General features: G+C 65.9%; 14 protein-coding genes and 2 pseudogenes. 8 read left to right on the forward strand and 8 right to left on the reverse strand.

Features of this window, described 5'->3' with window-relative positions:
• Positions 1–13 precede the first annotated feature (13 nt).
• The gene (locus E5P2_RS10755) at positions 14–922 is read right to left on the reverse strand and encodes a universal stress protein (protein ID WP_232080654.1); all 909 of its coding nucleotides are present in this window, start codon (positions 920–922) and stop codon (positions 14–16) included.
• 139 nt (positions 923–1,061) lie between these two features.
• On the opposite strand from E5P2_RS10755, the pseudogene E5P2_RS38355 reads away from it, so the two are divergent.
• Positions 1,062–1,238 (forward strand): annotated as a pseudogene (locus tag E5P2_RS38355) (histidine kinase); the annotation flags it as partial.
• A gap of 280 nt (positions 1,239–1,518) precedes the next feature.
• Here the strand turns inward: E5P2_RS38355 and E5P2_RS37700 are convergent.
• The 5 genes and pseudogenes from E5P2_RS37700 to E5P2_RS10780 form a co-directional block, all read right to left on the reverse strand.
• Positions 1,519–1,764 (reverse strand): annotated as a pseudogene (locus E5P2_RS37700) (alcohol dehydrogenase catalytic domain-containing protein); the annotation flags it as partial.
• 7 nt (positions 1,765–1,771) lie between these two features.
• Positions 1,772–2,062 (reverse strand): BON domain-containing protein, encoded by a 291-nt coding sequence (locus E5P2_RS10765; protein ID WP_162567074.1) that lies wholly within the window; start codon positions 2,060–2,062, stop codon positions 1,772–1,774.
• A 68-nt stretch (positions 2,063–2,130) separates the two neighbouring features.
• Complete coding sequence (locus E5P2_RS10770; RefSeq protein ID WP_162567075.1) at positions 2,131–2,784, reverse strand: BON domain-containing protein; 654 nt, start codon at positions 2,782–2,784, stop codon at positions 2,131–2,133.
• A 94-nt stretch (positions 2,785–2,878) separates the two neighbouring features.
• A complete protein-coding gene (locus tag E5P2_RS10775) occupies positions 2,879–3,055 on the reverse strand; it encodes a hypothetical protein (RefSeq protein WP_162567076.1) in 177 nt (58 codons plus the stop codon).
• Positions 3,048–3,563, reverse strand: a complete 516-nt coding sequence (locus tag E5P2_RS10780; RefSeq protein ID WP_162567077.1) for a universal stress protein — start codon at positions 3,561–3,563, stop codon at positions 3,048–3,050. Before E5P2_RS10780 ends, E5P2_RS10775 begins: the two co-directional genes overlap by 8 nt.
• Before the next feature lie 32 nt (positions 3,564–3,595).
• Here E5P2_RS10780 and E5P2_RS10785 point away from each other — a divergent pair, with 32 nt between their 5' ends.
• Entirely contained in the window at positions 3,596–4,114 is a 519-nt protein-coding gene (locus tag E5P2_RS10785) for a universal stress protein (protein WP_162567078.1), read from the forward strand.
• A gap of 252 nt (positions 4,115–4,366) precedes the next feature.
• On the opposite strand, the gene E5P2_RS37705 is transcribed toward E5P2_RS10785, so the two are convergent.
• Both E5P2_RS37705 and E5P2_RS10795 read right to left on the reverse strand, forming a co-directional pair.
• On the reverse strand, positions 4,367–4,609 hold the full coding sequence (locus E5P2_RS37705) for a hypothetical protein (protein ID WP_232080655.1): 243 nt from the start codon (positions 4,607–4,609) through the stop codon (positions 4,367–4,369).
• A 95-nt stretch (positions 4,610–4,704) separates the two neighbouring features.
• Positions 4,705–5,229: a universal stress protein gene (locus E5P2_RS10795; protein ID WP_162567079.1), complete on the reverse strand. Its 525-nt coding sequence runs from the start codon at positions 5,227–5,229 to the stop codon at positions 4,705–4,707.
• A 102-nt stretch (positions 5,230–5,331) separates the two neighbouring features.
• Between E5P2_RS10795 and E5P2_RS10800 the strand changes: the two genes are divergently transcribed.
• The 6 genes from E5P2_RS10800 (at position 5,332) to E5P2_RS10825 (ending at position 11,064) form a co-directional block, all read left to right on the forward strand.
• Entirely contained in the window at positions 5,332–5,832 is a 501-nt protein-coding gene (locus tag E5P2_RS10800) for an NUDIX hydrolase (RefSeq protein WP_232080656.1), read from the forward strand.
• An 81-nt stretch (positions 5,833–5,913) separates the two neighbouring features.
• Entirely contained in the window at positions 5,914–6,498 is a 585-nt protein-coding gene (locus E5P2_RS10805) for a hemerythrin domain-containing protein (RefSeq protein ID WP_162567080.1), read from the forward strand.
• Positions 6,499–6,517: 19 nt separating this feature from the next.
• A complete protein-coding gene (locus E5P2_RS10810; protein ID WP_162567081.1) occupies positions 6,518–6,940 on the forward strand; it encodes a universal stress protein in 423 nt (140 codons plus the stop codon).
• Positions 6,941–6,961: 21 nt separating this feature from the next.
• Complete coding sequence (locus tag E5P2_RS10815; RefSeq protein ID WP_162567082.1) at positions 6,962–8,371, forward strand: trypsin-like peptidase domain-containing protein; 1,410 nt, start codon at positions 6,962–6,964, stop codon at positions 8,369–8,371.
• A gap of 60 nt (positions 8,372–8,431) precedes the next feature.
• Positions 8,432–9,253, forward strand: a complete 822-nt coding sequence (locus tag E5P2_RS10820) for a universal stress protein (RefSeq protein ID WP_162567083.1) — start codon at positions 8,432–8,434, stop codon at positions 9,251–9,253.
• Positions 9,254–9,723: 470 nt separating this feature from the next.
• Positions 9,724–11,064 (forward strand): NRAMP family divalent metal transporter, encoded by a 1,341-nt coding sequence (locus E5P2_RS10825; RefSeq protein WP_232080657.1) that lies wholly within the window; start codon positions 9,724–9,726, stop codon positions 11,062–11,064.
• Positions 11,065–11,144 lie beyond the last annotated feature (80 nt).

Here is an 11,144-nt window from a genome sequence, read left to right on the forward strand (position 1 = left end):
GGGACGAAAGCCGTCAGTGCGCCATCAGCACCGGCACCGTCATCGAATCCAGGACGGTGAGCGTCGCGCCTCCGAGCACCAGTTCGCGCATACGGCTGTGCCCATAGCAGCCCATGACGATCAGATCGGCGCCGATCTCCGCCGCCCGCGACAGCAGATCGTCGCCGGCATGGCGATCCCTGATCTGGCGGTGCTCGTGTGGGTGCGAAATGCCGTGCAGGCGAAGCCACTCGGAAACCTGGACGGGTACCGCCTGCGTCTCGTCGCCGCTTCCATCGGCGCACACGAGGTGGACCTGCCGCGCTTGCCGGAGAAAAGGCAGGGCGGCAGTGAGCGCACGGGCTGATTCCCGCGTAGCCTTCCAGGCCACCAGCACCGTCTGCGGCGCGGCCAGGGCCTGACTCGCGAAGGGAATGATGATGGCCGGCCTGCCGCTGTCGACGATGACTGCCTCGGCGAGGTCGCCGGGAACGTCGAAGCCATCTGCATCCGCCGGATCCCGCTGGCCGAGAACCAGCAGATCGGAGCACAGGGCACGGCGCGTGAAGGTCTCGACGACGGGCTCGCCGGACAGTTCCAGCCAGTGGCTTGCGGATGCGCCGGCCTTGTTCTCGATTTCGAACGAGGCGACCGCGCGGGCCCGATGGTCGGGGTTTATTTCCGCAGGCATGGGTACCGACGGCACGCCACCTGCCAGCGGCAGCAGGGGCAGATAGCGTGGCGCGACCGCGAACAGCGCGGTCAACGAGGCCTGATGAATGTCCGCGAGTTGACGGGCAAGACGCATGCGGCCCTGTGCGCGTGCCGTGCCATCGAGATGCACGAGGATGGATTTGATGGAGTCCATGGCGCTCCGCCCTTCCGGGTTGTGGATGCGGCAAGCGTAGGGGCAAGAAGAACTCGCCGGCTTGACCGGGGTCAAGTCTCGGCCTTAGGCGGCATCCGCCGGCCCTTTGCCAGCCGTTCCGGACGTATTCATTGATCTGGATCAGATCCATCGTTCCGCGGGCGCGAGAGTATGCAGAAAGACCGCCGAGTCGATCCATGCAAAAGGAACCCGTATGACACCCAGCTCCGAACCAGATCGTCAGCGCTCGGTGCGCCTCGCGGAACTCGCCACCCATCTGCAACGTGCACGCGAACAGGAGCGCGCGCACTTGGCGCGCGAACTGCATGATGAGCTCGGTGCGATCCTGACCGCCGCCAAACTGGACGTGGCGAGTCTTGGCGCGCGTCTGGGCTCCCTGTCGCCCAACATCGCCCGGCGTCTGAAACATCTCGCCGACACCGCTCAACAGCGGGATCGCACTCAAGAGCAGGATTGTCGAAGGCCTGTGTCCATCCGCCCTCGCGAACCTCAGCCTGGTGGCAGCATTGGACATCCTGGCGCGCGACTTCGGGCTCGGCGCCGGCATCGCAATGACCGTGACGCTGGAGGAAGTCGCCTTCGATGCGCCGACACAGCTTGTCGTGGCAGTAGCTGCAATGCCCGCAGGCATGGCCGAGCCATGGCACGCCCACGTGATCGCCGATGCGATGCCTTGTCACTTGCGCACCGGGCGCATCGACCACGCCGACGATCCCGTGCCCCGGCACGATCGGCAGCGTCGGCAGTGGCAGATCGCCATCGACCACATGCAGATCGGTGCGGCACACGGCGCAGGCCAGTATGCGCAGGCGTACCTCGCTGCCCGCGGGCTCGGGCGATGCCCGTTGTGTCAGGCGCAGTGGCTGGCCTGGCGTCTCCAGGACCATGGCGCGCATGGTGCTATCAGGCCGCGCCGGCCTCGAGCTGTCCGACGCCGCCCGCCGATGCGCTGTCGGAATCGCGCCGGCAAGGCTCGGGCACACCGCGCACGACGAGCTCGTTCACCAGGGTCTTGATGCCCTTCACTCGCCGGACGGCGCATTCAACGGCGCGCTTCAGATCGATGCTGACCAGCTGTCCGGTGAGCGTGACCGCGCCGTCCTCGACGCACACGTCGACGTCCGCGCAGCAAGCCTGCGGGTCCCAGTTCAGCGCGGCAAGCACCTCGTGCCTCAGTTCGATGTCGGGGTTCATTGCAATCCTTTCGCAAGTTCGGGCTCAGGCCATGTATTTCCCGCCGTTGATCGACGCAACGCGCATGCTCAGGCGTCCACCAGCACGTCGTTGACGACGGTTGCAACGCCGGGCGCCGACCAGGCGGCGCTCTGCACCGCATTGAATTCCGCCCAGGAATGGACCTTGCCGCGCAGGGTGACCTTCGATCCATTCACGCTGATCGAGACGGCCTTGGCCTCGCGGTCGGCCTGGCGCTCCAGGGCGTCGCGAATGTTCTTTTCCACCTCGGAGGGCTTGACCTGCGGCGTGACCTTGACGAGGTTGCTGACGCCGGTGACGCCGAGCAGATTGCGCACCGCCGTCTCCGCGGCCCGGCGCTGGTATTCCCATTCGACCTCGCCGTTCAGGGTGATCCAGCCGCCTTCTGCCATGGGCTTGATCTTTCCGTCGGGCACGAGCACGTTCCATTCGAGCGCGCGTTCGGCTGCCAGGGCGATGTCGGCATCGGTGCGTTCATAGGCGGGGGCCAGCTTGACCGACAGCTCGACCGCGAGCGCCTTCACCCCCTTCACGCGCTGCGCGGCGCGCTCCACTGCGTACTTCTCGGCATGGGAGCCGAGGTGGCCGGTCAAGGTGACCACGCCGTCCTTGGCGATCACGCCCACGTTGGTGGCCTTGATCGCAGGATCCCAGGTCAGCTCGGCCTGGACATCGTCTCTGAGTTGTGCATCGGTCTTCATGGAATTCCTTCGACTGAAATGGGGTGGAACGGCAGGCACGCCGTGCCTGCAAGCTCACTGTAGGAACGCCCGGCGCGAATCGTCTTGCGCTGGATCAAGCATCGTGGCGAAGATGCCGGCCTTCGAGCACGTAGGTGCCGGGCGCGGCGAAGGCGGTCGTCTCCGATGTCGCGGTAGGCTGTGCCGCGCCGGCGCCGCAAGCGGCGAGCAGGCCCGCAAAGGCGACGCACCGGATGAGCCGCCGCCTGAACACCGACACGCGATCAGGCATCTGCCGCTTCGTCGCGCACCAGCAGCACCGGCACCCGGCTGCTTCGAACGACCCGATCCGCATCGCTGCCGAGTGCCAGTCGGCTGAAGCCGCGGCGGCCATGCGTTCCCATCACGATCAAGTCGCACGCTGCCGTCTGGGCCTCGTCGACGATGATGTCGGCGACCCGGCCCTGCATGACCTCGCGCAATACCGCGTCGGCCTGTATGCCGGCTTCCAACGCCTTGGCCTTGGCCTCGGCCAGCACGCCTTCGCCGTACTGCCGCAGCTTCTGCATCGACGCTTCGAAGCTGGAGATGGCCGACATCTCCACCAGCATCGGAAAGTCGGTTGTTTTCCTTTCGGGCCGATGCACGGAATGCCCGCCGTCGGTCGCACGGGCGAGCGAATCGATTCTTGGGCCCGTTTGCACCAAGTCGTTTGCACCAAGTCGTTTGCGCCAGGTCAACGCGGCGCCTTGATGCGCGTCAAGACCGTGCGGATTCGCCGGGCGGAAACTGATGCCCATCCATCCACACCTGCACCAGCAGCCATACCGCCATGTATCAACGAATCTTGGTTCCCATCGACGGCAGCACGACTTCTCTTCTCGGTCTGGACGAAGCCGTCCGTCTGGCCAGGCTCACGGGCGCAACGCTCAGGATCGTTCACGTCGTGGACGAACTGAAGTACGTGTCCGGCTTCGAGACCTTCGCCTCTTACAGCTCGGACCTGATTCCGTTGATGGAACAGGCCGGCGAGCAGGTCCTTCAGCAAGGCAGGGAGCGTGCGGCGAAGGCCGGCGTGCAGGCCGAGAGCGTTCTTTTCACCTCGCCGGCAGGTCGCGTTTCGGACTTCGTGGTGGAACAGGCGAAGACCTGGAATGCCGAACTCATCGTGATGGGAACCCACGGCCGCCGCGGCATCGGCCGGGCACTGCTCGGCAGCGACGCGGAACAGATCCTGCGCGTCGCCCCGGTGCCGGTATTGCTGGTCAGGGTCGTCCAGGCCGCTGAGGCGAACGCAGCCCGGGCGGCGGGCGCAGAGCCGGCACCTTCCCATGTCGCCGTTGAAGCTTGAACGCCGAAGCTGTCTCCTGTTTCCTCAAGGCCAACCGGGAGCCGACCATGCCGACAAAGATTGTCGATTTCTTCGCCCGATCCGAGATCGTTCGGGCCGAACCCTTCAACCTCGATCAGGCCGCCTGTGGCGACCAGGCGGCTGCGCGGGTGGCGGTCTGCGTGTTCTGCGATGTCTCCACCGCCGTGCCGAAGGCTTGCAGGCGGGCTGCGCAGCTGCCGTCCTCGACTTCTCGCGCCGTGAAAGCCGTGCTCAGCAGGGGAGAGCGACCCAGCAGCGCACCGATTTCGGCGACCGCGTTCGGGGCGCGCCCTGACCCCCCATGGCGGACACCACGGCAACGCGCGGCAGCTGATCGCGCCGCGACGTCACGACGCTTCGCATCGGCCCTGCGAGCCGATAGGCCCAGAGCCAGTCCTGCTGGCCGCATAGCAACTGCGCCAGGCGGCGGCAGGTGCCCGTATTCGAATAGCTGATCACGAGTACTTGGTTCATCGAAGCCTCCTTGGCGAACGGGATTTCTTCTGCCGTGAAATCCGAATCGGAATGGCTCGGCGCCGCGGTGCGGTCAGTGCATCGAGCGCGGCCCATCACTCCATCGTCAGGGCGGCGCTCGGCAGCTTCACATGGGTGGAGCCGTCAGCGCTTGCTTGCGGCTTGTCCGCGCTTTCGGGTGCGCGCACCAGCAGCACCGGGACGCTCGCAGAGCGCAGGATGTGTTCCGCGCTGCTGCCCATCACCAGCCGTCCGACGCCGCGGCGGCCATGGGTGCCGACGACGATCAGGTCGGCAGGCCAGGTGGCCGCCTCGGCCGTCACGAGTTCATGGACCGAGTTCCTGAACGTGTCGTGCAGCACGGTATCGACCTCGATGCCGGCGGCTGCCACTGTCGCCCTGGCCGCCTCGAGGATGCGGGCACCGCCGGCACGCAGTTCGCCGAGCCAGTCGCCCGCGTAGCCGGCATAGGCATCCATGGCCAAGCTGAACGAGAGCTCGTCGACGACATGCATCAGGCGCAGCTTTCCGTGCGTGAGCTTGGCGAGGCGGATCGCCTCGTCCAGCCCCCGGCGGGAGGTCGGACTGCCGTCGACGGGGACGAGAATTCGCTGGTACATGATGCGCTCCTTGGGCTTGCGGTTGAGGTGCAGGCAGTATGGAAGGCGGTTCGTGCGGTGCTTTGACATCGATCAAGTCATCGTGATTGGATGGCGGTTTTCATGGACATGATGAAAACCACCAGCTGCGGCGTGCTCGTGCTTGATCCGGCAGGCGAGCTGCTCCTTTGCCACGCTACGGGGAGCCGCTACTGGGACATTCCCAAGGGCGGAGTCGCCGGCTCCGAGGCCGGTCCCCAGGCGGCCGTACGCGAAGCGCGCGAGGAGTGCGGCTTGAGGCTGGAGGCCAACGAACTTCTGGATCTCGGACGCTTCGACTATCTGCGCCACAAGGAGCTGCTGCTCTACGCCGTTCTGATGGAGCGGTTCGACACGCGCCAATGCGTGTGCGTGAGTACCTATGTCGATCGCCAGGGCCGCGTACGGCCGGAGATGGATGCGTTTCGGTGGGCGCCTTTCGACGATTTGCAGGCGCGTTGTGCGCCAAGCCTGTCGAGCGTGCTGACTGGGCATCTGTCGCTTTCTTCGCTGCTGGATGATCTGTTGCGCGCCGGCAAGCCGAAGCCTGCGGTTTTCGCGTTCGACGCGACGGGCAAAGCATGAGAAGAGCCGCAGTCCTTGATCTGCGACAAGGCAACGCGCAGCCACAGGGGCGACGCTCGGGGCTTCAACCCGGAGCCTCGCATGACGCACACCACCACTCGAATCATTCGCGACGAGCACGCCGCGCTGGCCGCGATGCTTCGATCCATTCTGCTGTTGCTGGCCCAGCACCGGCGTCGCGGCACGCTGCCCGATTTCGCTGCGCTGCGCGCCATGCTGTTCTACGTCGACGAGTTTCCGGAGAAGCGGCATCACCGCAAGGAGTCGCAGCTGCTGTTCCCGAAGCTTCGCGCACGAACACCGCTGTCGAGGGAACTCCTCGACCGGCTGGACGACGACCATGAACGCGGCGAGCGCAGGATCCGCGACGTCGAGCACGCGCTGCTTGCCTTCGAGATGCTCGGCGAGCCTCGCCGGCAGGATTTCGAAACGGCCGTCGAGCGTTATGTCGATTTCTACCTGGCGCACATGGCGCTGGAGGAAAAGGAGATCCTGCCGCTGGCCGAACGCGCGTTGACCGAGGAGGACTGGGCCGAGCTGGACCGCGCATTCCTTGCCAACCGGGATCCGCTCACGGGTTGCGAGCCCGACGAGCCATACCGGGCGCTCTTCACGCGCATCGTCAGCATCGTCCCGGCACCGATCGGGCTGGGCGCGGAAGCCTGATAGACAGGAAAGGTTCATCATGAAAATACTTCTGGCGGTGGACGGCAGCGAATACACGCAGCGCATGCTCTCCTACCTGGGTTCGCACCGCGACCTGTTCGGCGCAAGTCACGCCTACACGGCCTTCTATGCGGTCCTGCCGGTGCCCCATCGCGCGGCGGCGTTCGCAGGGCCCGCGTTGACCCGCAGCTACTACGAAGACGATGCGAGCGTCGTCCTGAACCCCATCCGCACGCAGATGGGGACGACAGGTATCGATGCGGAATTCGCGTACGAGATCGGACATCCGGCCGACCTCATCGCCGCGCGTGCGGAACAGGGCCGCTTCGATCTCGTGGTCATGGGGTCGCATGGGCACGGTGCCCTCGCGAACCTGGTGCTCGGCTCGGTTGCCACCAAGGTGCTGGCAAAGTGCTCGGTACCGATCCTGCTGGTGCGCTGAGGCGCGTGGAGACCAAGCAAGATGGACTGGTTCAAGCACGCGTTTGTCGCTGTCGTCCTGGGGATAGGTGCCGTGGGACTCGCGGCAGCGGACACGGCCCGGCCGCGTGAATCGACCTGCGCGCAGCGCGCCGAGGCGCCAGGGCGAGCGGGAGATTTCGTCTCCGCCGTGGCGCGGGAATCACTCGCCGTCGTCCGGGTTCTGGCCTCGGGCACGGAGGAATGGAATGTGGGCGCCGCGCCTTCGGAAGATGTGCCGTCGCGTGGCATCCCGGCGCAATGGACCTCGCCACCGGACCGATCGCTGGCCTCCGGCTTCGTCATCGATCAGGAAGGCTACATCCTGACTGCTGCCCACGCGGTTGCGGGCGCGCAGGACATGACGGTCGTCCTTCCGGACGAGCGGCGCTTCCGCCCGGTACTGGTCGGGCTCGATCGCCGCACGGATATCGCGGTGCTGAAGATTGCTGCATCGAGGCTGCCGGCGGCGCTCATCGGCAGCGGATCAGGACCTTGCGCGGGGGAGTGGGTGGCCGCGATGGGCGCGCCGTTCGGATTCGAGAACAGCGTCGCGGCGGGTGTCGTCAGTGCGAACCCGCGCTTTGTTCCTGGCGGCGCTGGCGTGCCCTTCATCCAGACCGATGTGGCGCTGAGCCCCGGCAGCTCCGGCGGCCCGCTGTTCAATCTTCGGGGCGAAGTCGTCGGCGTGAACTCGATGATCTATTCGACCGGCGGCTATGGCGGTGCGTCGTTCAGCTTGCCCATCGACCTTGCCATGCGAGTCGCCGCAGAGCTGCGCTCGACCGGTCGGGTGCATCGCGGACAGATCGGTGCCGCCAGTCAAGCCCTCACGCCCGAACTCGCGCCGGCCTTTGGTCTCGACCGTGCCCTTGGCGCCCTGGTCATCCGCGTCGAACCGCAGGGTGGTGCGGCGTATGCCGGTCTGCGCGGCGGCGATGTCATTCTTGCCATCGACGGCGCCGCGTGGATGTCATATCCCGACATTCAAGAGCGGGTCGCTGCGGCGCGTCCAGGGACCGAGTTGGCGCTGGCGATCTGGCGCAACAAGGCCCTTGTTCAGCTGAAGGTCCGCGTCGCCGAGGCGGTTGAAGACCTGCCTCGGCCTGCCGCCGTGACCCAGAGTGACAACGATGCCCGGCTGGGGCTCGCCCTCGCCGAGCGCGGCACGGGCCAGAGCCTTGGAATGCTTCCCGCCGGGATCTACGTGAGATCGGCCTCCGGATTCGCGCGGCTTGCTGGCCTGCGCTTCGACGACATGATCGTGGGTGTCAATGGGACGGCAGTCGCCAGTTTGAAGGACTTCGACTCCGCCCTCCAGGCCACGCAGGACGACGATGTCGTCGCCTTGCTGGTCAGGCGGGGCAAGCTGACCAACTTCGTGCCGGTCCTGCGCCGCCCGCCCAGGACATAGGGTGCGGGACCAGCCTCCGCACTGCATCGCATCCACTCTCGAGTTCTGAAGGAGAACACCATGCAAACTCCGAAATCGATCCTGCTGCATCTGGACAGCTCGGCGCGAGTCGTCGAGCGGATCAAAGTTGCCCGGCAATTGGCCGAGACCTTCAATGCCGAAGTCACGGGTCTGCCGTGCATGATGTCGTCGCTGATGCGCTATCCCTTCGCCCTCGAAGGCGCCGCGCAGGCCCTGGCAATCATGCAGGACCTCGACAGGCAGTGCCGCGACAAGGCGTATGCGGCATTCACGGCTGTCGGCTCGGGATCACCGCGCTTCAAGTGGGAGGAGCCAATGGGGGACGCGCCCTGGGGATTCGCGCGGCGGGCCTTGTATTGCGACTTGATGATCCTGGGGCAGCGTGACGCCGGCGATCCAGCGGCCGGCGAACTGCCCGGCGACTTCCTGCCGAGCCTGCTGGTCGAGAGCGGGCGGCCGGCCCTGGTGCTGCCCTATGCGGGGCCGATCGCTCCCATCGGTCGCACCGTCCTCGTCGCGTGGAAGGAGACGCGCGAGTCCGCGCGCGCCGTGTCGGCAGCGCTCCCCTGGTTGCGCCGTGCGGCCACCGTGCATGTAGTGAGTTATGGCGAGGACATCGAATCCTCGCTCGAGGCGCTGCAGGCCTACCTGAGGGCACAGGGCGTGACGGCAACTCTTCAACAGGGTGGTCCGCAGGACGACGAAGTCGGCGGAAGGCTGTTGTCTCTGGCAGCGGACCGGAGTGCGGATCTGCTCGTAATGGGCTGCTACGGGCATAGCCGCGCGCGTGAATGGGTGTTGGGCGGCGCGACGAGCTCGATCCTGCAGTCCATGACGCTGCCGGTGCTGATGTCGCATTGAGCGATTGCGGCGATGGGAGGCGTCCGTCGCGGCTGACGGGCGCCGCGGCTAGCGGCCGGTCTTTCTCCGCGGCCGTGTGGATGCCTCATCCCGCTCCTTGGCCTCGACCTTCCTCCCCGGTTCCGTCGAAAGTTTCGCACGCGGTGGCGTCGTGCCCTCATCCAGATTCCGCGGACCGATTCCATAGCCTGCGGAGCTTCTGTGAGCAGCCCGAACTGCCTCGAGCAGCGCAGCGCATGCCTGTCGGAATTGCAAGGAAGGTCGCGCCATGTGGACTCCTGAGTGATGTCCTGAGGCTAGTCGGCACTGGAAGCCCACGGCTTGCGTTGGATCAAGCGATCTTCGTCTGCCTTTCTTGATCTGGCGCAAATCCGGAACGGCATCGCCTGCAAACATGCCAGCATGCCCCAGCACATATCCTCCCGTTCCAGCGCGCGGCTCTTTCAATTCGCGCAAGAGAAAGTCATCGTGTGACGCCGCTTTCCGACGCGGGTGTCGCGCGGTCCAGCGTGGCTTCAATGGAGCTTGGAGAACGCGACACGCGGCGATCCCATCGACGGCTCGGGCCGGGTCTCGGATGGCGCCGCCTCGGCCCGGGCCTGATCACCGGCGCGGCCGACGACGATCCCAGTGGCATCGCCACCTACTCACAAGCGGGTGCGCAGTTCGGGCTCTCGATGCTGTGGACCGTGGTGTTCACGCTGCCGCTGATGGTTGCCATTCAGATCGTCAGCGCGCGCATCGGCTACGTCACCGGCCGCGGCCTCGCAGCCAACATCAAGGCGAGTTTTCCGCGCTGGGTGCTGTATGCGGTGGTCGGCATGCTGGTGGTGGCCAACGTACTCAATGTCGCCGCGGACATTGCCGCGATGGGCGGGGCCCTGCAACTTCTTGTCCGAGGCTCGGCGCGTCTCTATGCAGTGGCTTTCGGCCTGTCGTGCCTTCTGCTGCAGGTCTTCCTGCCTTACAAGAGCTACGTCAAGTGGTTGAAGTGGCTCACGCTCACGCTGCTGGCCTACGCAGGCGTGGCGTTCACGCTGCATATCGATTGGCAGCAGGTCCTGAGTGAAGTGGCCGTGCCGCACTTGCCCGCAGGGTCATCCGCCCACGATGTCGTATTGATGGTGGTCGCAGTCTTCGGCACCACCATCAGCCCCTATCTGTTCTTCTGGCAGGCGGCTCAGGAGATCGAAGACGACAGTCATGGCGCGCTGCACACGGCCAAGGCCGTGCGCCGTCATCTCGGTCGCATCAAGATCGACACCCTCATCGGCATGAGCTTCTCGAACCTGATCGCCTTCTTCATCATCCTGAGCACGGCGGCCACGCTGCACGCTGCAGGGATCACCGACATTCAGACGTCGGCGCAAGCGGCCGAGGCATTGCGTCCGCTCGCCGGCGAATTCACGTTCTTGCTGTTCAGTCTTGGGATCATCGGGACCGGGATGCTGGCGGTACCGGTCCTGGTCGGCTCCGCGGCCTATGCGATCGCCGAAGCCGCCGGCTGGCAGGGTAGCCTCGGTTTGCGTCTGGACAGGAATGAAGGCCGCGGCTTTTACGGCGTCATTGCTGCCGCCACGGTGGGAGGCGTGCTTCTGTGCTTCACTCCGGCCGATCCGGTCAGGGAATTGTTCTGGGCGGCCGTCATCAACGGAGTGATCGCGGTGCCGATCATGGCCGTCATGATGCTCCTGGCGTCGCGCGCACGGACCATGGGCGCACATGTGATCGGGGTCCGGTTGCGTTGGCTCGGGTGGATTGCCACGGCGGCGATGGCGGGCACGGTCGCCGCCATGGTTGGGACGCTCTGAATGGCGCCGGCATGGAGCTGCGACGTATGCCGTGGAGCGCTCTCGACGCCGTGCCGGCAAGAGGGCCCATGCCGGGACCG

The organism is Variovorax sp. SRS16, from assembly GCF_901827165.1.
GTDB lineage: Bacteria > Pseudomonadota > Gammaproteobacteria > Burkholderiales > Burkholderiaceae_C > Variovorax.

What these genes read in the sequence shown, in the direction of transcription:
- E5P2_RS10765 (WP_162567074.1), bottom strand. Translation starts at nt 2,062, where the DNA reads ATGAACCCCGACATCGAACTGAGGCACGAGGTGCTTGCCGCGCTGAAC.
- E5P2_RS10795 (WP_162567079.1), bottom strand. Translation starts at nt 5,229, where the DNA reads ATGTACCAGCGAATTCTCGTCCCCGTCGACGGCAGTCCGACCTCCCGC.
- E5P2_RS10770 (WP_162567075.1), bottom strand. Translation starts at nt 2,784, where the DNA reads ATGAAGACCGATGCACAACTCAGAGACGATGTCCAGGCCGAGCTGACC.
- E5P2_RS10775 (WP_162567076.1), bottom strand. Translation starts at nt 3,055, where the DNA reads ATGCCTGATCGCGTGTCGGTGTTCAGGCGGCGGCTCATCCGGTGCGTC.
- E5P2_RS10820 (WP_162567083.1), top strand. Translation starts at nt 8,432, where the DNA reads ATGCAAACTCCGAAATCGATCCTGCTGCATCTGGACAGCTCGGCGCGA.
- E5P2_RS10815 (WP_162567082.1), top strand. Translation starts at nt 6,962, where the DNA reads ATGGACTGGTTCAAGCACGCGTTTGTCGCTGTCGTCCTGGGGATAGGT.
- E5P2_RS10805 (WP_162567080.1), top strand. Translation starts at nt 5,914, where the DNA reads ATGACGCACACCACCACTCGAATCATTCGCGACGAGCACGCCGCGCTG.
- E5P2_RS10800 (WP_232080656.1), top strand. Translation starts at nt 5,332, where the DNA reads ATGGACATGATGAAAACCACCAGCTGCGGCGTGCTCGTGCTTGATCCG.
- E5P2_RS10810 (WP_162567081.1), top strand. Translation starts at nt 6,518, where the DNA reads ATGAAAATACTTCTGGCGGTGGACGGCAGCGAATACACGCAGCGCATG.
- E5P2_RS37705 (WP_232080655.1), bottom strand. Translation starts at nt 4,609, where the DNA reads ATGAACCAAGTACTCGTGATCAGCTATTCGAATACGGGCACCTGCCGC.
- E5P2_RS10780 (WP_162567077.1), bottom strand. Translation starts at nt 3,563, where the DNA reads ATGGGCATCAGTTTCCGCCCGGCGAATCCGCACGGTCTTGACGCGCAT.
- E5P2_RS10785 (WP_162567078.1), top strand. Translation starts at nt 3,596, where the DNA reads ATGTATCAACGAATCTTGGTTCCCATCGACGGCAGCACGACTTCTCTT.